General features: G+C 70.3%; 13 protein-coding genes and 2 pseudogenes. 10 read left to right on the forward strand and 5 right to left on the reverse strand.

The annotated features are described in order from the left end of the window. The 3 genes from AB0J80_RS37790 to AB0J80_RS37800 form a co-directional block, all read left to right on the forward strand. Positions 1-2,881, forward strand: a 2,881-nt coding sequence (locus AB0J80_RS37790) for an amino acid adenylation domain-containing protein (protein WP_364714571.1), incomplete at its 5' end; no start/stop codon positions are given. Then, entirely contained in the window at positions 2,871-3,221 is a 351-nt protein-coding gene (locus tag AB0J80_RS37795; RefSeq protein WP_364714573.1) for a nuclear transport factor 2 family protein, read from the forward strand. The genes AB0J80_RS37790 and AB0J80_RS37795, both read left to right, overlap by 11 nt. A gap of 24 nt (positions 3,222-3,245) precedes the next feature. Continuing rightward, a complete protein-coding gene (locus AB0J80_RS37800; protein ID WP_364714575.1) occupies positions 3,246-4,307 on the forward strand; it encodes a branched-chain amino acid aminotransferase in 1,062 nt (353 codons plus the stop codon). 93 nt (positions 4,308-4,400) lie between these two features. Here the strand turns inward: AB0J80_RS37800 and AB0J80_RS37805 are convergent, their stop codons facing one another. Together AB0J80_RS37805 and AB0J80_RS37810 are read right to left on the reverse strand one after the other, a co-directional pair. Then, entirely contained in the window at positions 4,401-7,292 is a 2,892-nt protein-coding gene (locus AB0J80_RS37805) for an AAA family ATPase (RefSeq protein WP_364714576.1), read from the reverse strand. 415 nt (positions 7,293-7,707) lie between these two features. Next, positions 7,708-7,878: pseudogene (locus AB0J80_RS37810) on the reverse strand (IS5/IS1182 family transposase); the annotation flags it as partial. Here AB0J80_RS37810 and AB0J80_RS37815 point away from each other — a divergent pair. Continuing rightward, positions 7,857-10,688 carry a DEAD/DEAH box helicase gene (locus AB0J80_RS37815; protein ID WP_364714578.1) on the forward strand — a complete coding sequence of 944 codons (2,832 nt, stop codon included), beginning with the start codon at positions 7,857-7,859 and terminating at the stop codon, positions 10,686-10,688. The pseudogene AB0J80_RS37810 and the gene AB0J80_RS37815 sit on opposite strands and share 22 nt — an antisense overlap. Positions 10,689-11,183: 495 nt before the next feature. Here AB0J80_RS37815 and AB0J80_RS37820 read toward each other — a convergent pair whose 3' ends face one another. Beyond that, positions 11,184-11,702 carry a hypothetical protein gene (locus AB0J80_RS37820; RefSeq protein ID WP_364714579.1) on the reverse strand — a complete coding sequence of 173 codons (519 nt, stop codon included), beginning with the start codon at positions 11,700-11,702 and terminating at the stop codon, positions 11,184-11,186. Between the two features lie 197 nt (positions 11,703-11,899). Here AB0J80_RS37820 and AB0J80_RS37825 point away from each other — a divergent pair, with 197 nt between their 5' ends. The 5 genes from AB0J80_RS37825 (at position 11,900) to AB0J80_RS37845 (ending at position 16,796) form a co-directional block, all read left to right on the forward strand. Continuing rightward, positions 11,900-12,472 (forward strand): PadR family transcriptional regulator, encoded by a 573-nt coding sequence (locus AB0J80_RS37825; RefSeq protein ID WP_364714581.1) that lies wholly within the window; start codon positions 11,900-11,902, stop codon positions 12,470-12,472. After that, positions 12,469-13,185 (forward strand): ABC transporter ATP-binding protein, encoded by a 717-nt coding sequence (locus AB0J80_RS37830; protein WP_364714583.1) that lies wholly within the window; start codon positions 12,469-12,471, stop codon positions 13,183-13,185. Before AB0J80_RS37825 ends, AB0J80_RS37830 begins: the two co-directional genes overlap by 4 nt. Continuing rightward, entirely contained in the window at positions 13,182-15,770 is a 2,589-nt protein-coding gene (locus AB0J80_RS37835) for an ABC transporter permease (RefSeq protein WP_364714584.1), read from the forward strand. Before AB0J80_RS37830 ends, AB0J80_RS37835 begins: the two co-directional genes overlap by 4 nt. A gap of 488 nt (positions 15,771-16,258) precedes the next feature. After that, on the forward strand, positions 16,259-16,435 hold the full coding sequence (locus AB0J80_RS37840; RefSeq protein WP_364714586.1) for a hypothetical protein: 177 nt from the start codon (positions 16,259-16,261) through the stop codon (positions 16,433-16,435). Positions 16,436-16,541: 106 nt separating this feature from the next. Continuing rightward, positions 16,542-16,796, forward strand: coding sequence for a hypothetical protein (locus AB0J80_RS37845; protein WP_364714588.1), 255 nt, complete (start codon positions 16,542-16,544; stop codon positions 16,794-16,796). A 326-nt stretch (positions 16,797-17,122) separates the two neighbouring features. Here AB0J80_RS37845 and AB0J80_RS37850 read toward each other — a convergent pair whose 3' ends face one another. Further along, a complete protein-coding gene (locus AB0J80_RS37850) occupies positions 17,123-17,539 on the reverse strand; it encodes a hypothetical protein (protein ID WP_364714590.1) in 417 nt (138 codons plus the stop codon). 339 nt (positions 17,540-17,878) lie between these two features. Here AB0J80_RS37850 and AB0J80_RS37855 point away from each other — a divergent pair, with 339 nt between their 5' ends. After that, positions 17,879-19,069, forward strand: coding sequence for a hypothetical protein (locus AB0J80_RS37855; RefSeq protein WP_364714592.1), 1,191 nt, complete (start codon positions 17,879-17,881; stop codon positions 19,067-19,069). Between the two features lie 275 nt (positions 19,070-19,344). Here AB0J80_RS37855 and AB0J80_RS37860 read toward each other — a convergent pair. Next, a pseudogene (locus AB0J80_RS37860) lies at positions 19,345-19,665 on the reverse strand (hypothetical protein); the annotation flags it as partial.

Here is a 19,665-nt window from a genome sequence, read left to right on the forward strand (position 1 = left end):
GGACGTGCCGTTCGAGCGGCTGGTCGAGGAGCTGAACCCGGCTCGGTCGCTGTCCCGGCACCCGCTCTTCCAGGTCATGCTCGTCCTGCAGAACACCGGCAAGGCCGGCTTGGAGATCGCCGGCCTGGAGGTGTGCCCCGAGCCGGCCGGCACCGGGCAGGCCAACTTCGACCTGTCGTTCCACCTGAGCGAGGCCCACACCGACGACGGCGCGCCGGCGGGGGTCGACGGCGCCGTGGGCTACCGCGCGGACCTGTTCGAACCCGGCACCGCACGAAGCCTGGCCGAGCGGCTCGTGCGGCTGCTCCGCGCGGTCACCGCCGACCCGGACGCGTCGCTGCTCGATGTCGACCTGCTCGACCCCGTCGAGGAGCACCGGATCGTCTCCGGGTGGAACGACACGGCGGTGCCGGTCGTCCCCAGCACACTGCCGGAGCTGTTCGCCGAGCAGGTGGCGCGTACTCCGGACGCCTTGGCCGTGGTGTTCGGAGACACCGCCCTGACCTACCTCGAGCTGGACTCCCGCGCCGACCGGCTGGCCCGTGTCCTGGTCGAGCGGGGCACCGGACCCGAGCGGATCGTCGCGGTCGCGATGCCACGGTCGATCGAACTCGTCGTCGCGCTCTACGCCGTCCACAAAGCCGGCGGCGCCTACCTCCCGGTCGACCCCGACTACCCGGCGGACCGGGTGGCGCTGATGCTCGCCGACGCCGATCCCGTGCTGGTGCTCACCCCCGCGACGTTCGCCGAGCTGTCGGCGACGCGTTCGGACGCCCCGCTGCCCACGGTCGATCCCGGCCACCCGGCGTACGTGATCTACACGTCCGGCTCGACGGGCCGGCCCAAGGGCGTGGTGGTGCCGCATGCCGGCATCGTCAACCGGCTGGTCTGGATGCAGTCCGAGTACGGGCTCGACCCGACCGACCGGGTGCTCCAGAAGACCCCGTCCAGCTTCGACGTGTCGGTCTGGGAGTTCTTCTGGCCGTTGCTGGTGGGCGCCACCCTGGTGCTGGCCCGCCCCGGTGGACACCGGGATCCCGCCTACCTCGCGGGCCTGATCCAGCGCGAACGGATCAGCACCGTCCACTTCGTGCCATCGATGCTGGAGGCGTTCCTGTCGGCGCCCGAGGCGGCGGCCTGCACGAGCCTGCGCCGGGTGATCTGCAGCGGCGAGGCGTTGCCGACGGGACTGGCCCGGCGGTTCGCCACCATCTCCGGCGCGGGCTTGCACAATCTGTACGGGCCGACCGAGGCATCCGTGGACGTGACCGGCTACGAGTACCGGGATTCCGACCGGACCGCCTCGGTGCCGATCGGCCGGCCGGTGTGGAACACCCAGGTGTACGTGCTGGACGCGGCGCTGCGCCCGGTGCCGCCCGGCGTGCCCGGCGAGCTGTACCTGGCCGGCGCTCAGCTGGCCCGTGGCTACCTGCACCGGCCGGGGCTCACCGCGGAGCGATTCGTGGCCAACCCATTGGCGAGCCCGCTCGAGGCCGGCGCCAGGATGTACCGAACCGGTGACGTGGTGCGTTGGTGCGCCCCCGGGGTCTTGGAGTACCTGACCCGGGCCGACGACCAGGTGAAGCTTCGCGGCTTCCGGATCGAGCTCGCCGAGATCGCGAACGTCGCGACCACCCACCCTCAGGTGGCGCAGGCCGCGGTCGTCGTCCGCGAGGACCGGCCGGGCGACCAGCGCCTGGTCGCCTACATCGTCGGCCGGGCCGGCTCAGACGGCACAGTCGACGCTCCGGACGCCGCGGATCTGCGGCGGCACATCGCCGCGGCGCTGCCCGAGTACATGGTGCCGGCGGCGGTGGTCCGGCTCGACGCGCTGCCGCTCGGCCCCAGCGGCAAGCTGGACCGTCGCGCCCTGCCCGCCCCCGAAACCGGTGGCATGCCCGCCGGCCGGGCACCGCGCGACCATCGCGAAAAGGTGCTCTGCGGGCTGTTCGCGGAGGTGCTGGGCGTGCCGGCAGTGACCATCGACGACGACTTCTTCCAACTCGGCGGCCACTCGCTGCTGGTCATCAAGTTGGTCAGTCGGGTGCGCCACGAGCTCGGTGCCGAGCTGAGCATCCGTGGGCTGTTCGAGGGTCCGACCGTGGCGGAGCTGGCGGAACGGCTCGGCAGTGACGCCGACAGCGACCCGCTCGCGGTACTCCTGCCGCTGCGCACCGGCGGCAGCGCCACCCCGCTGTTCTGCGTCCACCCGGCCGCCGGCATCGGCTGGGTCTACTCGGGCCTGCTGCGGCACGTCCACCCGCGGACGCCGGTCTACGCCCTGCAGGCCCGCGGGCTCACCCGGCCCGACGCCCGGCCGGACACGGTCGCGGCGATGGTGAAGGACTACCTCGACCAGGTCCGGACCGTGCAACCCACGGGCCCGTACCAACTGCTCGGCTGGTCGTTCGGTGCGCGGATCGCGCATGCGATGGCAGCCCGGCTGCGGGCCGAGGGGGAGCAGGTCGCGCTGCTGGCCTTGCTGGACGGATACCCCGCCGCCGAGGCCGGCACGCGTGATCTCAGCCCGGACGACCCCGAGGTGCGGGCGGCGCTGCTCGCCTCGCTCGGCCTCGTCGATGACGAATCCGTCGGGGTCGACATGGCCGTACTGGCGCGGGTGTTCGCCGACAACCTGTCGCTGATGGGGGAGGCCACCACCGAACTGTTCGACGGCGACGCGGTGTTCTTCCGTGCCACCGCCGACAAGCATGCCGGATCGCCGCGCGCCGAGGAGTGGCGAGCACATCTCACCGGCTGTCTGGAGATCCACGACGTCGCATCGACGCATGGCGCGATGACCCAATCCACACCGAGCGCCGTGATCGGCCGTGTCTTGAACGACCGACTCTGCTCTAAGGAGACCTTTGATGTCCGCTGACACCGTCCGCCGCTACTACGAGCTCGTCGACCAGGGCGATGTGCCCGGTCTGGTGAGCCTGTTCACCCCCGACGCCACCTACCACCGCCCGGGCTATGAGCCGCTTGTCGGCCACGAGGGGCTGACCCGCTTCTACGGGCAGGATCGTGTGATCAAGGAGGGCGCTCACACGGTCAGCACGGTGGTCGCCGACGAGGACCGCATCGCCGTCCACGGAGAGTTCCACGGCGTGCTCCACGACGGCCGCAAGGTCGGCCTCCGATTCGCCGACTTCTTCGTCCTCACCGCGACGGGCCAGTTCTCCCGCCGCGACACGTTCTTCTTCGCCCCGCTCGTCTGATCCCGCCAACAAGGAGCCAGCGCCATGACCACCATGCTCGATGCCACCCGCGCTGCCAAGATTGCCAACCCGGGCCACGGTGACACGTTCACCGACCACATGTTCTCGTTGTCGTACTCGCCAGACCGTGGCTGGCACACGCCCGAACTGCAGCGGATGGCAAATCTCTCGATCCACCCGGGAATGATCGGCCTGCACTATGCGCAGGTCGTCTTCGAGGGCATCAAGGCACACCGGCAGGTGGACGGCGGCGTCGCCGTTTTCCGCCCATGGGACAACGCCCGCCGGTTCCGTGCGTCCGCCCGGCGCCTGGCGATGCCGGAGCTTCCCGAGGACATGTTCGTCGACGGGGTCTCCCAACTCGTCGCCGCCGACCAGGACTGGCTCGGCGATGACCCGGCGCACAGCCTCTACATCCGTCCCCTGCTGTACGGCTCGGACATCTCGCTCATGCTCCGGCCGTCGAACGAGTACCGGTTCCTCGTCATGGCGTTCCTCGCCGGCGGGTTCTTCGGCGACAACGTCGAGTCGGTGTCCGTCTGGGTGAGCCATGAGCACAGCCGGGCGATTCCCGGCGGCACCGGCAACGTCAAGGTCGCCGGGAACTACGCCCCGTCCTTCGTCGCCCAGAAACAGGCCCAGGAGCACGGCTGCCAGCAGGTGGTGTGGCTCGACCCGATCGAGCGGACCTGGCTGGAGGAGCTGGGCGGTATGAACATGTTCTTCGTACGCGGCACCGGTCGGGGCGCCGAACTGGTCACGCCGCAGCTCAGCGGCACCCTGCTACCGGGCGTCACCCGGAACACGCTGCTCACGCTCGCCGAGCGACTCGGGTACGCGCCGCGGGAGGAGCGGATTTCGCTCGACCAATGGCGCACCGAGTGCCGCGACGGCCGGATCACCGAGGTGTTCGCCTGCGGCACCGCGGCCGTGGTCACCCCGGTCGGCCAAGTCAAGGACGCCGGCGGAGACTGGATCGTCGGGGACGGCAGACCCGGCCCGGTGACGCTGCGGCTGCGCAAGGCGCTGGTGGACGCGCAACACGGGGTCGGCGGTGATCCGGACGGCTGGACCCATCGCGTCTGAGTCCGGCGCGACCGTCGGTGCACCACTCCCGGGAGCTTTGGGCGGCATTCCCGCTACGGCGTGGAGATGCCGTCCAAGGCGCGAGGTGGGGGGTCAACGCAGGGTACGCACGGCGTACTCGGTGAGCGCGGTCCGGCTCGGCTGACTGGTCTTGACGAGCAGACTGGCGACGTGCTTCTCCACGGTGCGCGGCGAGATGTGCAGCCGGGTGGCTATGGTCTTGTTGGGGATCCGCTCGGCCAGCACCTGGAACACCTCGTACTCGCGCACCGTGACGCCGAGCGCCCGCAGGCCCCCAGGCACCAGGTCGGCGCCCGTACGCCGCTGCCGCACCGAGGCGCCGATCTGGCGCAGCAGCGCCCGGCACGCGCTTGCCGCCGGCGCCACCGCCGCCCGGTAGAAGTACTCCTCAGCGCCCCGCAGCCACGCTTCGGCGTCGCCCCACCGGTGGGCATCCGCCTCCTCTGCGACCAGCCGCAGGCCGAGGTGATATGCGGTCGGGAAGCATTCACCGGCCTCCCGGGCCGCGGCGGCGGCCGCCTCGGCCTCGGCGATGCGGCAGGCCCGGCCCAGCAGGACCGCCCTCGCCAGTTCGACAAAGTGCCGGTTCCACCGCATCCGGCTTGCGGCGGCGCCGGCGACCTCGTTGAACTGCGGCCAGTCCGCGCGGCCGGCAAGTACGTCGAGCAGCAGGTACAGGCCGTGCGGCCCGGCCAGATGAAACGTGGACGGGTTCTCTTTCTCCACCACCGCGGCGTGCGCCAGCTCGAGCCTTACTTGTTCGGCATCCTCCTCCAGCAGGGCGCAGAACACCCGGGCCAGCCCGATGGCGAGCGGTAGCTCGGGAGAATGCGCACCGTCCCAGCGGTCGAACTCCGCGAGCGCGCGCTCCATCTCCGGCCGGTTCGCCTGGTGCGCCGCGAGCGTTGCCCTGGCGAGCAGCACGTACCGCAGGATCGAGACGAGGTGGAGCTTGGTGACTGCCCGCTCGGCGTCCGCCACCTGCTGGCCGGCGGTGGCGTAGTCGCCGAAGAGGACGGTCTGCATGGCCAGGATCGCGTCGACTGTGTAGACGACGGTGACCGCGCCCAGCCGGTACGCCTCCTGCCGCACCCTCTCCAGACCGGTGGTGTCACCGTCGGCGAGGCAATGGTTGCCGGCGAGCCGCAACAGGGCGTAGATCCGTAAGATCGGCAGCTGGTGCTCTTCGGCGACGAGGTTGGCGCGGGAGAAGCATTCGTTCGACTCGTCCAGGTCGTGGCCCCGTGCCAGCGTGCCGAGCAGCTGCCAGGCCTGGCACGCCACCAGCGGCAGCGGCACCCGCTCGGCCGCGACGACCGCGCGGCGGGCGAGATCCGTGGCGATTCGGGTACGGCCGGGGCTGGGGGAGTCGAGCGTGAGGAACGCCGCCACCGTGTCGACCGGTGCCGTGTGCTCGTCGGCGGCATCGGGGCCGAGCAGCATCCGCGCCTTCTGAATCTGCGTCAGCCCGTCCGACCACCGTCCGGCCGAGTGGGCCACCTTGGCCAGCTGGGTGTGCAGGGCCGCTCGGCGCAGGGCGCCCAGGCCGGCGCCGCCCAGCTCGTCGAGCGCGTCGACCAGCTCGAGCGCCCGTTTGAAAGCGCCGGTCTCGGCGAGCGCCGGGAGCAGCGACTCCAGCACGTCGGCGCGGACCTCGACATCACCCCCGCCGATGGACAGCTCGCGGGCCCGGTCGAGGAGGGCCACCGCGGAGCTCGCGGCGCCTGCGGCGAGTGCGCGCCGCCCGGCGTCGACGAGCAGCAGGGTCGCACGCTCCGGGTCGCCCGCAGCGAGCCGCAACGCCGCGACCAGGGCGCACCACTGGCCGGGCAGCCCGGGATGGAGCTCCTCGACCGCGTCGGCGGCGCGGCCGGACAGCTGCGCCCGGTCACTCGGGGTCAGCTGGGCGAGCAGGGCCTCGGCGGTGAGTGGGTGCCGGAACGTGTACCAGTCAGGACCCGGTTCGTCGGGCATGATCAGTTGTGCCGCGATCCCGGCTTGGAGCTGGGCCAGCAGCGTTCGGTCATCGATGCCGACGACCTGCTGCACCACCGAGAGTGGAAAGCGGTGACCGAGGATGGCGCCCACCGCCAGCAGCGCCCGGCCCTGCGGTCTCAGCCGGTCAGTCCGGTGCGCGATACCGCGGACCAGCGCGGCCGGCACCTCGACGCGGAGTTCGCCGACGACCCGCCAACCGTGTACTCCCCGTGCGAGCATGCCGCTGCTGACCAGGGCGTGCAGCAACTCCTCGATGAAGAAGGGATTGCCGGCGCTGTCCGCGAACAATCGGTCGGCCACGGACGGGGGCACAGCATCCGGCTCCACGGCGAGGCAGGCGGCGACCAACGCGGCGACCTCCGCGCGGCCCAGCGGCGTCAGGTGCAGGATGTCGCCGGTGTGCCGGCGGTTCGCCGAATGCGCCAGATCGAGCGCCGCCGACGGCTCCTCGCGGATCGTCGCCACCACGAGGATCGGCTGATACTCGACGTTGTCGACCAGATACTCCACGACCGCGAGTGTCTCCGCATCGGCATCTTGGAGGTCGTCAAGCACCAGTAGGCAGCCGCCGTCTCGGCCCTCCACGGCGAGCAGTCGCAGCACGGCTTCGGCGAGGACGACAAGCGAATCGCCGTGCTGGGCGTGAGGCTGTCCCCACTCCGGCACGAGGCGCCCCAGCATCGGACGGTACGGGGTGAGGGCGCTGTCCTCCGGCAGCGACCGGCCGCGGAACAGTGAGAGCAACGCTTCGGTGAGTGGACGGAACGGCACCATCGGACCGATAGTGCTGCCGCGCCCGCGAAGCACACGCATACCGAGTTCCGCGGCTTTCTCGGCGGCAAGCATCGCGAGCCGTGTCTTGCCGATACCCGCCTCACCGACCAGGAACAGAGCGCCGCCATGACCGCTGTTGGCCTTGCGCAGTGCCTGCTCCACCCGGTCGATCTGCTCGTCACGACCCACCATGAGGGCACGGCCCCGCTGTTGCAGCGGCTGCGGGCGACCTGGCAGGGGGCGCTGATCCGGCACCTGAGGCAGTCGGTCGGCCGGCGACGACGTCGCCGACGGGTCGGACTCACCAGGTTCCACCGCGGTGTCGGACTGCCCTCGGGCCGGATCGGCGAGGTGGTTGACGACAGGGCTGATCGGGGAACGTGAAGACACGGCTGATACGACTCCTGAGACGACCTTCGGCATAGACACCTGAAGGCCATCAGGATATGTCGATCCCGCAATCCCCTCGTCGGAGTTTTGTCTCGGAGGCGCATCAAACCGGATAGAGTGCCCATTATCGCGCCATAATTTGTGTCAGGTCCGGATGCCGTCGAGGCGCACTCCCGCTGCATCGGTGGTATTCAGCAATACCCGATAAGTAGGCCTTTCATCCTTTATAGCGGTTCGCTTCGACGCTATGCAGCATGAGGATGGCCTGCACGATCGTGGTCGCTTGAACTGGGCAGCGCAGCTCGGCCACGACCTTCCACGTCTTGAGCGTGGCGACGGCGCGTTCTCCGCTGGCGCGGATCTTGCGTGCGCCGGCTTTCTCGACGGCGAGCATCGCAGGCCGTGTCTTGCCGGTGCCCGGCCGCTGTTGGCCTCACTGTCTTTCCACGCCCGTTCGTTACAGACTCGCCCTGCGGCTTCGCCGTGGGAGTGCATGTCGGCCTTCGACACGGCGGCTCCTCACACTCAGTTTCCCCTGGTCTGGTGGAGCTTTTGGGGCTGTTGAAGTGCCGAGGCAGACTGGCCGTCATGGATCGGACCGAGCTGCGTGCCTTGATGGCCGACTTCACCCTGTGGAGTCGGCAGGCCGCGGCCGTTCAGCGCCGGTACTCCGCCGTGCGGGAGGCTGCGGAGGCTGCCGAGCGCTTCCTGGAGTCACGGGCCGTCCTCGTTCAGCACGGACGACGCAACGCTTGGCGGGTGGTGCCGCTGGAGCGCAAGCACAGCTCCGTCGTGCGGCCCCTGCGCGAACGCGCCGTCCTGCCGACGCTGACCCGCGGCGATCAGGCTCTGATCCGGATGCTGGCGGTCGAGGTGCCCCGCGCGCGGGCCGACGTGAACGCTGCCATGGGCCTGCGGCGCTATCTCTCCGGGCCGAGGAAGCGCCGTAGGGCCGAGGCGTCGGCCTCGTTCCTGCGCCGTCAGCATGAGGTGTTCGCGGAAACGGGCTGGCCGCAGCGGCTCAAGGAGCTGAGCGAGCACACCCTCGACGACGAGACCGGCGTCGAGGCGCTGGTCGATCCCGCGCTCGGTGTCGTGCCCCAGGGTCCGGCTCATGACCCTGAGGTGATCCAACGATCCGCGCTCGATGGCTTGTCCAAGGCGCTGAAGGCTATCGACAGGATCGTGCAGGCCGAGGCGGAGTACCGCGCCGCGGCCAGGGACGCGGCGATCACCGTGCGGCGGGCCGACACGACGCGCGTGCTGCAGGAGATGTCGACCGATGCGTTGAAAACAGCGACCCGCGATCGGCTCCGGCTCGGCGGCCTCACCCCGGCCGGCATTCACACTGTCGAACAGGTCCTGGCCAACGCCGCCACGCTGTCGACGCTGCCGGGCGTCGGCGAGGTGTCGGCGCGACACATTCTCGGTGCGGCGCAGACGTTGCGGCACACGACCTTCGAGGAGATGCCGGTCCGCATCGACGTCAACCGGCGCAGCCCCGAGGAGACCGAACTGCTGCGCTGCCTCGCCGAATGGGACGCCCGCCGCCGCACCAGAGGCGCCGCCGCCGACCTCGAACGCGCGGCCGAGCTGGCGCCGATCGTGGCGGGTCTCACCTTCTCCACATCGCATCTGCTGGTGGTTCCGCTGCGGGAGCTGCCGGTGAGCGAGCTGTGGGAGAGCATCGACGTCGTGCGGCACCGGGCCGGACAGTTGCGTCGCACCAAGCCGTCGGGCCACCGGACCTCCGACCCGTGGGAAGACTTCCTGGCCCGGCCGGCCGACTACTTCGCGATGCTTTCCGAACTCGGCTTCCTCACCGGCGACGAGGAAGCCACGCACGGCAATCTTCCCGACGACATCGTCAAGGCGGTGCGCGACCAACCGCTCAACGGCGAACATCTGAAGGCATCGCTGCGCGGCTATCAGAGCTTCGCGGTGCGTTTCGCCCTCGTGCAACGCAAGGTGATCATCGGTGACGAGATGGGCCTCGGCAAGACGTTCGAGGCGATCGCCGTGCTGGCACACCTGCGCAGCCGGGGTGAGAACCGCTTCGTCGTGGTGTGCCCCGCGGCCGTCGTGACGAACTGGGTGCGCGAGGTGACCAGCAAGTCGACCCTGAGCGCCCACCGGGTGCACGGTGCCGATCGGGACCACGCGGCCAGCGTCTGGGAGCGCGACGGCGGCGTCGCGGTCACCACGTTCGAGACGCTGGCCGCGTGGCAGCCCGGTCCCAACCTCGCCTGTGTCGTCGTCGACGAGGCGCACTACATCAAGAACCCGAACGCACAGCGTTCCATGCGCACGGCTGCCATCGTCGAGCGCGCCGCCCGCGCCGTGCTGCTCACCGGCACACCGCTGGAGAACAAGGTGTCGGAGTTCCGCAGCCTCGCCTCCTACGTGCGGCCCGACCTGACGGTCGACAGCGACGGCGACGCGCTGTCAGCGAAGGCGTTCCGTCGCCAGATCGCACCGGCGTACCTGCGGCGCAACCAGGAGGACGTCCTGTCCGAGCTCCCAGGGCTGGTGGAGGTCGAGGAGTGGCTGTCCATGTCCAAAGAGGACGCCGCAGTCTATCGGGTGGCGGTCGACAGCGGGAACTTCATGGAGATGCGTCAGGCCGCGATGCGCCAGGGCGCGAAATCCGAGAAACTGCGGCGGCTCGTCGAGCTCGTCCGCGAGGCGGAGGAAAACGAGCGGAAGGTCATTGTCTTCTCCTACTTCCGCGGCATTCTCGATCTCGTGACGGCGGCCCTGCCGGGACCGGTCTTCGGGCCGCTCACCGGCTCTGTCAGCTCCGACGAGCGACAGCGAATGGTGGACGAGTTCTCAGCGGCACAGCACGGAGCCACCCTCGTAGCGCAGATCGTGGCCGGCGGTGTCGGGCTCAACGTCCAGGCCGCGTCGGTGGTCATCTTCTGCGAGCCACAGCTCAAGCCGACCATCGAGGCGCAGGCAATCGCGCGAGCGCACCGCATGGGTCAGGTGCGTTCGGTGCAGGTGCACCGGCTGCTGTCCGAGGAGAGTGTCGACCAGCGCATCGTCGAGCTGCTGGAGGCTAAGCGGAAGCTGTTCGAGGACTTCGCCCGAGGCAGCGACATCGCGGACGCGGCGCCGGACGCGGTCGACCTGTCCGAGGCGCAGCTGGCCCGCGAGGTTGTCGCATTGGAACGGAAGCGGCTCCTGAGCTCCTGAACCGGCGGCCGCGCAGCGCCGACCTGGCGCCTCCGGCTCCTTCAACGATGCGCCCCATTCGCACGTGAGGCTTGCAGAACTCCGTGGTCACATCGACGAACGAGTACTCGAAGCGGCGCCACGCAATGGACTGGGCCGAGGTGTGGAAGGCGCGGACATCGCTTAGGGCAATCGTGCCCGTTGCGGCGGCGGGTCGAGGGGTGCCGGGCAGCACGCTGACGCGGCCAGAGCTTCTACGGTCATCCCGAACGCCAACACCGATCTTGGCGTCCCCGGCGGTTTCGTTGTCCTCGCCACCCTCCCCACGACGGGTACCGGCAAGTTGTCCAAGCACGCCTTGAGGGAGTCATTGCGTACGCCGTGACAGCCGCACCGTTCTTCTCAACCGGCCACGCCGCGGAGCCGCCCACCGAGCCGAGAAGGGCCCGTCAACCGCATGCTGCTGTCCGCCTCGATGGCCGGACAGCAGCAGGGAATGTCACCTTGTGGGGCTGGTCAGGGAGTCAAGCAGAGGCTGGGGGACCAGTCGGGCGACCAGGTACCGGTGAGGCTGCTACGGATCCTGCACCACGCCCGGTTGTCGGTGCCGATGACCCGGACCTCCCAGTCGGTTCCGCCACCGTGGCTGGGAAGTGCGATGGTCTGGAGGTACCACCACTCCCCATTGCTGTGCACAACGCCGCCGAGCTTGACCCAGCCGCTGTAGGAGCCGCTGGGGCTGCGCCACTTCGTCCATACCGAGTGGTCGCCGCCGACGACGAATACCTCCAGCGTGCCATCGCTGAGCGTGGCGTAGTCGTAGCCGCCGTACTCCCCGTAGTTGCAGTAGAGGATGCCGCCCCAGTCAACGCCGCCGATGTGCAGCGGGCTGCACGGCGACGTGGTATCGGTGGCCGCGTGTGCAGTCGTCGGAACGACAAGGGTGGCGGACACGGCCGCGACCAACGCCACGAAGGCGGTGGTCAGACGTGCGCCGACGCGGCGACGACTGCGGAGAACTCGAGACACTTGCATGATCGGTACCTTCCTCGACGGCAAGCGGTGCTGTCCCAGGGTGCCGCCCGGTCTTTGTCGAAGTGCTTGAGAGCGCTTGTCGGCACGCTGTAATGGCAGGTCGCGGCAGCGGAGATACCAGGCGCTCGTGCCCGTTCGGCGTCACCGCGATGAGGAACCGGACCTCCGTTTGGCACGCGCGTATATACTCAGTATGTATGAGCATCCGTCACGGCCTTCTGGCGCTGCTGGAGAGCGGTCCGCGCCACGGTTACCAGCTACGCGCCGGCTTCGAGGAAGCTACCGGTGCCACCTGGCCGCTGAACATCGGCCAGGTCTACACCACCCTGACCCGGCTGGAGCGGGACGGCCTTGTGGAGGCGCTGCCCGAGAACGATGGCGGACAGCGCCCGTACCGCATCACCGAGCGCGGGCGGGACGAGGTGGCGCTCTGGTTCCGGACCGCCGTCGGCCGTAGCGAACGCCCCCGCGACGAGCTGGCCATCAAGCTGTCGCTGGCGCTGGTCACTCCGGGCGTGAACGTCACCGAGGTGGTGCAACGGCAGCGCACCGCCACCGTACGCACGATGCAGGAGTACACCCGGCTCAAGCGTGCCGAAGCCGACCTGCCGTCGCTGCTGGTCGTCGACGCTCTGATCTTCCAGGCCGAAGCGGAGATCCGCTGGCTGGACCACTGCGAGGCCACTATCCTGCGGCGCCGCCGCACCACGTCCAGCAAGGACCGGTCGACCGACTCGTCCGCCACCACCGCGGAAGGGCTGGTGCCGTGAACGTCCTCGAACTGAGCGCTGTGCATCGCATCCACGGGCACGGCGACACCGCCGTAGCTGCTGTACGCGGTATCGACCTGTTCGTCCGGCCCGGTGAGCTGGTCGCCGTCATGGGCCCGTCAGGATCGGGCAAGTCCACGGTTCTGAACCTCGCCGGCGGCCTGGACGCGCCCACGCGGGGAGAGGTCCGGGTCGAGGGACGCCATCTCGCCCAGCTCTCCCGGACCCAGCTGGCGGAGCTGCGCCGGCAGCGCATCGGGTACGTCTTCCAGAACTTCAACCTGCTGCCCAGCCTGACCGCGGCGGAGAACGTCGCACTGCCGCTGGAGCTGGACGGGATGTCGCCGCGGCGCTCCCGCCGCCTGGCACTGGCCGCGCTCGCGGAAGTGGACCTGAGCGGGATCGGGTCCCGGTTTCCCAACCAGATGTCCGGTGGCCAGCAGCAGCGGGTGGCGATCGCCCGGGCGCTGGTCGGTGAGCGCCGGCTGGTGCTCGCCGACGAACCCACCGGTGCCCTGGACTCCCAGACCGGCGAGGCGGTACTGGAGCTGCTGCGGACCCGGGTCGACAAGGGCGCGGCCGGTCTGCTCGTCACCCATGACTCGCGGCACGCCGGATGGGCCGACCGGGTCGTCTTCCTCCGCGACGGCGTCGTGGTCGATGCGACCAGCCCGCTCAGCCGGCCGGAGAGCCTGCTGGAGCCGCGCGCATGAACAGCTGGCGTACGGCGCTGCGAATCGCCCGGCGGGAGGGGTGGCGCGCCAGGGGCCGTTCCCTCCTGATCATCGCCATGCTGGCGATCCCCGTGCTCTGGCTGTCGTTCGCGGCGACCGCGCTCGGCATGTTCCGGCTCGAGCCCGACCAGGCCGCCACCCGGGAGATGGGCGCCGCAACCGCGCAGCTGTACCCGATCGGGAACAGGGACGCCGGCACGCCGAAGGACCTGCCGAAGGGCAGCCGGATCGTGCCCATCGACACCCAGGCCGTCGACCTGCGCTCCGGCCACGGAGGGGCGCTGCTGACCGGGCTCGGGCTCCCTGTGGACGACCCGATGACCGCCGGCATGGTGACGATGAATTCCGGGCGGGCGCCCGCCGGTCCGGGGGAGGCGGTGCTGAACGACGCCGCAGCGGCCGAACTCGGCGTCGGCGTCGGCGACGAGGTGACGGTGGGCGACGGCGGGCGCAAGTACACCGTGGTCGGCCTGGCCGAGGTCACCTCCACGGTGCAGAGCCGGATGGTCGTCGCGCCGGGCGCGCTGCCCGCCACCCGACAGTCCACCCCGGAGCGGTCCTTCCTGTTGCAGACCCGCACGCCGCTGACCCAGGATCAGGTCGGCGACCTCGAAGCGGCCGGATTCTCCGTCAACCCCCGCGACCAGATCAGCGGCGCAGGCATGCAGGGCTACCTGGCCATCGGCGGCGGCGTAGCCGTCCTGCTGCTGCTGGAGGTCGTGCTGCTGGTGGTGCCTGCGTTCGCGGTGGGGGCCCGCCGCCGTCGGCGGGAGCTCGCCTTGATCGCCGCTAACGGCGGTACCCCCGCTCACCAGCGGCGGATCGTCCTGGCCGACGGCGTGATGTTCGGCGCGATCGCCGCCGTCGCCGGCACCGTGCCGGGCATCGCCTCCGCGTACCTGGCCGTCCCGCTGCTGGAGCGGCACATCTTCCAGTATCCGGTGACCAACCACGGCTTGCCCGTCGCGGCCCTGCTCACGGTCGGTGCCACCGCGATGTTCGCCGGCGTGCTCGCCGCCCTCGGGCCGGCGGTCACCGCTGCCCGCCACGGCATCCTCGACGGTCTCGGCGCCCAGCGCGGCGCCGTCCGCTCGTCGCGGCGCGGCCTGTTGCTCGGCCTCGCGACGGTTCTGCTCGGCGTCCTGCTCACCGGCTACGGCGCTCGCACCGGCAACCGCAACCTTGTGTTCGCGGGCATCGGCGCGGCCGAGGTGGGCCTGCTGCTGTGCACACCGGCCGTGATCGGGCTCGTGGCCCGCGCCGGCGCCGCGCTTCCGCTCAGCCTGCGCCTGGCGCTGCGCGATGCCGCCCGCAACCGGGCCGCCGCCGCCCCTGCGGTCGGCGCGGTGATGGCCGCCGTCGCCGGCACCGTCGCGGTCGCCGTCTACATGATCAACGACGATGCTGCCCGGGCCGCCGCCTACACGCCGGCGTTGCCCACCGGGTACGCCGCCGTCCAGTACACGGACGTCCGGCCCGACCCGGCCGCCGTCACCGCCGCACTGCGCTCGACCCTGCCCGTGGAGGCCACCGCCGAGTACCGGCGGGTGTCCTGCCCAGCGGGAGCGCCGGCCGCCGACCGGCCCGGCCCGGGCTGCTCCATCACCGTGGCATACCGCGACGAAGACTACTGCCCGCTCGGCAGCAGCGCCCGGCAGCCGACCGCCGCCGACGTCGCCGCCGCCCGCACCGACCCCCGCTGCCGAGGCGACCTGGATGGGAACACCAGCGGCACGCTCCAGGTCGCCGTGGACGACGGACGCGCGTTGACCGTGGTCCACGGCGAACGAACGCCCGGCGTGGCCGACGCGGTCGCGGTACTGCGCGCCGGCGGCGTCGTCGTCAGCCCCAAGCACCTGGTGCACAACGGCCGCGTGACACTCGAGGCCTATGACGGCTCCGATCGGCCGAAGGAGAGGACGCTGACCGTCCGCGCCTACGCCCTGGACACCGGCACCGCCGGATTCGCCACGATCCTCCCGCCGTCGGTGGTGACCCGCCTGGGCCTGACCACCAGACCAGGCGGCATCGTGGCGGCCACGTCCCGTACCCCCACAGAGGTCGAGGCGCGGGCCCTGGCCGACCGGCTCCGCCCCGACGGCCCCACCGCGGTCTACGACATCACCGTCGAACAGGGCCCGCCCGCCGGCGGCCACCAGCCCGTACTGTTGTTGCTCCTGGCCGTCGCCGCACTGACCACCCTGACCGCGGCAGCCGTGGCGACCGGGCTGGCCGCCGCCGACAGCCGGCCGACCCTGGTCCTGCTCGCCACCATCGGCGCGACCCCCCGGGTACGCCGGCTGCTGTCGCTCAGCCAGTCCGCCGTCATCGCCGGCCTCGGCACCGCCCTCGGCCTGCTGTCCGGGCTGGGCCTGAGCCTGGCTGCGATGCTGGCGCAGAACACCACCGTTGCGGCCGGCTGGCCACCCCCGCCGATCTACCCCCTGGCGGTGCCCTGGACCGAGCTCGGCCTGCTGGTGCTGGTGCCGCTCGTGGCGATGGCCGGTGCCGGGCTGCTCACCCGGTCCCGGCTCCCGGTCGAACGGTCCCCGAGCCTGCGCTGACATCGACGGTGGGCTGTGCCCATTTTGTGACGACACGGCTTCTGCAGTGCCGGCGATGGTGGCGGTTGCTTGAGGAGGTCGCTGAGCTGCGCCGGGTGCTCGAGATCCTGCGTGCGGCGTCCCGCTGTCTCCCAGGCGGGGGAGGCCCATCCCTGGACACGGGCTCCAGCCGACGGGTCCGCGCACCTGCGCTCATGATGTGCACGCCGGCTTGCGGGAGGCGATCATCGTGTGCGCACCCATGGTGTCGGTATCGGACACGTTAACCCCCACCGAGGGCGTTCAGGTTTGGGATGGCTTCGGTGGGGGTTCTCCGTTGCCTGGCGGGGGATCGGGATTGTCAGTCCGGGCAGGATCGGTCGGCCGTTCTCCACTGCGTGGACTGATGACGTCTCGTCCGTCTCGGACGTGGTAGCGGTAGTTTCGGCTGGAGAGCCCTGACTCGCTCAATCCAGGACAACGTCCGGTACACCGCGGCATTCGAGGTCATGGACTACATCAAGGGCGTCGAAAAGACGGTTCCCCAGATGAAGGACAAAGGCTTCCACCTGCAGAAGTCCAAGGACTACTGGGCGAGGGCGGACAAAGACATTTCCAGGGACATGTGGGGAAGGGACGGTCGAGGAGCCCGCCGGAGCCGCCAAGCTGCAGTTCTGACGCGCTGAGAAGGGTGTGCAGGCCACGGGACGCCGACTCCGGGCGCAGGTCAAATAGAATGGCGGCGGATGGTCGGCATTGACCGGACGCTGTACGACCAGGTGAGGGCGCGACATGTCAGTCGAGTACCGATACTTCGGCATCCTGACAGGCGACAGAACGCCGGACCGGCCCGCGGGCGTCATCCGGACCTGGACTGACGAGGACGGCAGGACGCAGGAGGAAACGTTCCGCAGCACCCTGACCTGGGCGCCGTCGAATCGCCTGTCGCCTTCGGCTAGGCCCGACTACGACGAGATCGTGGAAATCGACGAGTCCGTCGTCGAGCAATTCGTCGAGCGGATCAGGCAGCGTTACCGCGGCCGGTGACTCGAACCGCCCCGCCAGATCGGATGCTCACCCTTTGCGCCGATCGACGAGAGCGCCCCCTTCATCGTCGCCGCCCGGGTGCGCCTCGACGCTGCGGCCTTCGCGCGGTTCCGTGTCCGGCAGCTACCCGCGGCCCCGAGGAATCGACCGACCCGCGTGCGCTCAGCTCGTCGCCTCGGCCGGGAGGATCCTGCCGGGCTGCGGGGCACAACTACACCGACGACGAACGGGAAACGGTGCAGCGCAGCCTGGCCCGTGTATCGGCGGCCGCGGGACTGCCGGCAGGAGCCCGTCACGGGCCCCTGCCGTGCGGAGGGCCGAGCGGGTCAGCAGCCGGACTTGGCGAATACCGGCAGCCTGCGGGTGGCCGTCTTCTTCGACGAGACCACGGTTTCCTTGACCTGGCTGAAGACTCGGTGGCAGTCGGACAGCTTCACCTTGGAGAACGTCAGCTTCACCTTGGTGTGCTTGTAGTTCCCGGCCGCGCAGGTCGGCTTGCAGGTGTTGACGTTGCGCGTCGCCGTGGCCTTGCCGGTCGTCGAGGTCAGCGACGTCCACTTGATCCCGCTGTAGTTGAGGTCCTTGAACGGCCAGATGGCCGCCGGCTTGACCTTGACCGTGTGGTACGCATAGTCGACGACGACCGCGGGCTTCGCGGAGGCCTGAGCGGGACTGCCCACTGCCATTCCCGAGACGGCCAGCGCAGCGGCGGTGGCGACAGCAGCCAGACGGTGAATCTTCATGTTCAAGCCCCCGTGGTGGTGATGTGCGGTATGACGGCGAGTCTGGTCGAACCGGCCCACCACCGGCGGCGCGACGCTCCACCGTGGCACGAACACGGGAGCGGCGTTCAGCTTGGCGTTCAACCTGAGGCACTGCTTACGGCAGGCGGTCCAGACGTGTCCCCAGCCCAGCGCGACCGGCCGACACTTTGCTTGTCCAAAAGCTGCTGAAACGTGGCTGTAGCTTCACGTCGCGGTGCCGGGCCGCTGACGCCGACTCGGAGGGGATGCGCGATGATGTGCGGCCGTGATGCACTCGATGGATCTCGATGAGCGCGTCGAACGCGGTGCATCGCTTCCATGACTGAAGGGACCTCCATGCACCTGTTCACGCGCCGCTTCGGGGCAGCGCTCCTGAGCAGCGCCGCCGCGTTGGCGCTCACCACCCCTACGGCCGCGTGGGCCGAGCCGGCCCAGGCGGCGGCCTGCACGCCGGGCGTGCCGCCGTGCGTCGAGATAGTGCAGCCCCTCGGCGTCGACGCGTCCGGGGGGAGCACCCCGTATGTCTTCGCCAAGGGTTCGGACGGCAACGTGTGGGCCGGGGTCGTCGAGCGCGACGCCGCTGACACGAACACGGTGGAGTGGCGGAACGTCGGCCGCCCAGCGGGCACCACGATCGACGCCGCGGTCGGCGCTGACAGCGGCGGCCTCGATACCCCGTACCTGTTCGTCCGCGCAGCCAGCGGCGAGCTGTGGATGGCGACGCAGAGCGGAACCAGCTGGACCTGGACCAACCACTCCCGTCCGGCGGGCGTCTGGCTGCAGGGTGGCTACGGCGTCGTGGCGCCCCAGTTCGGCGGCAGGCCGTATGCCTTCGTCAAGGGGTCGGACGGCAACCTCTGGGCCCGCTCGTGGAGCGGCTCGGGGTGGACGTGGACGAACGTCGGTCAGCCACCGACCACCGGCACGCGCGGCATCGCTTCCGCAGGGGGCGCTGTGCTCGTCCAGCAGACCCGCCCCACCGTGTTCGTCAAGGGCAACGACGAGGACCTCTGGCTCGTCGAGCTGGTGGGTGGGGCGTGGAAGTGGAGCCGCCAGGGCCGCCCCGGCGCCGCGGTCAAGGCCGGCTACGGCGCCGCTGCGCTCAACGGCACCACGCCCACCGCATCCGTTCTCGACGCCGGCGGCGCCCTCTGGAGCCGTAGCTGGAACGGCGCCAGCGGCACCTGGACGAAGCTGCTCGCCGCTCCGAACGCCCACTCCCCGGCCGGCGTCACCTCCGGCGGCACCGGCGGCCAACTGTGGACTCACTTTCGCCAGAACGACGGCCGGATCATGCGCAGCATGTCCCCGCCCGGCGGCGGCGCCTCACCGGCCAACCCGGCTGGGCTCGGCATCAACGCCACCTACGGCGCGATCAACTTCGGCTACTCCGAGGTCCTCGAGAACATGGTGTTCGTCAAGGGCTCTGACAAGCATTTGTGGATCCTGTGGAGCGTGACCGCCACTGCGGACTTCCGCTGGATCGACGGAGGTTTCCCGACGGCCTGACCACCAACGCCCGAACGCGAGGCCCCGACCACATCCCGGTCGGGGCCTCCCCCCGTTCCGCGTCGCATTCGCCGGCGGCATCGCCGTTGACGGAGTCCTGGCAGGTGGCGAGGATCGTGACGTCCTGGCGAGCCGCCAACCTTGACCTGTACTGCACGTGCCGCCCTGCCGGGAGAGCCTCACCTCGATGATCGAGGGGCTGAACGGCAAGCACTCAGGCCGCAATCCGCGACGAGCCGCCGGGCGGTGTGCCGGGCGGCTCGTCGTCGGTGTGCTCAGCCGATTTTGACGTTGAAGATCGGGTTCGCCGCCACCTTGCGGAACGCGGCGAGGGTGGCCTTGGTGCTGTCGATGCTGATGTCGCGGTCGCCCTCGTCGTCGTGGGAGGTGTCGAAGTAGACGATCGCCTTGATGTTCGGGCGCTTGGCCAGCTCGGGCAGGACGCTGTTGAAGCCGTCGGTCTTGTCCGTGACCTTGCCGACGCGGTGGTAGACGCCCCATTCGGCGACCATCAGCGGCTTGGCCGGGTGCTTGGTCGTCGCCCAGTCGTAGAAGGTGGGACCGTTGGGGGCCTTGCGGTCGAGCAGGTCGGCGAA

The organism is Actinoplanes sp. NPDC049548, from assembly GCF_040676695.1.
Classification (GTDB): Bacteria; Actinomycetota; Actinomycetes; order Mycobacteriales; family Micromonosporaceae; genus Actinoplanes.

Excerpts from the sequence above, each read along its gene's own strand:
- AB0J80_RS37795 (WP_364714573.1), top strand. The coding sequence starts at position 2,871 with ATGTCCGCTGACACCGTCCGCCGCTACTACGAGCTCGTCGACCAGGGC.
- AB0J80_RS37800 (WP_364714575.1), top strand. The coding sequence starts at position 3,246 with ATGACCACCATGCTCGATGCCACCCGCGCTGCCAAGATTGCCAACCCG.
- AB0J80_RS37805 (WP_364714576.1), bottom strand. The coding sequence starts at position 7,292 with ATGGTGGGTCGTGACGAGCAGATCGACCGGGTGGAGCAGGCACTGCGC.
- AB0J80_RS37820 (WP_364714579.1), bottom strand. The coding sequence starts at position 11,702 with ATGCAAGTGTCTCGAGTTCTCCGCAGTCGTCGCCGCGTCGGCGCACGT.
- AB0J80_RS37825 (WP_364714581.1), top strand. The coding sequence starts at position 11,900 with ATGAGCATCCGTCACGGCCTTCTGGCGCTGCTGGAGAGCGGTCCGCGC.
- AB0J80_RS37835 (WP_364714584.1), top strand. The coding sequence starts at position 13,182 with ATGAACAGCTGGCGTACGGCGCTGCGAATCGCCCGGCGGGAGGGGTGG.
- AB0J80_RS37840 (WP_364714586.1), top strand. The coding sequence starts at position 16,259 with ATGGACTACATCAAGGGCGTCGAAAAGACGGTTCCCCAGATGAAGGAC.
- AB0J80_RS37845 (WP_364714588.1), top strand. The coding sequence starts at position 16,542 with ATGTCAGTCGAGTACCGATACTTCGGCATCCTGACAGGCGACAGAACG.
- AB0J80_RS37850 (WP_364714590.1), bottom strand. The coding sequence starts at position 17,539 with ATGAAGATTCACCGTCTGGCTGCTGTCGCCACCGCCGCTGCGCTGGCC.
- AB0J80_RS37855 (WP_364714592.1), top strand. The coding sequence starts at position 17,879 with ATGACTGAAGGGACCTCCATGCACCTGTTCACGCGCCGCTTCGGGGCA.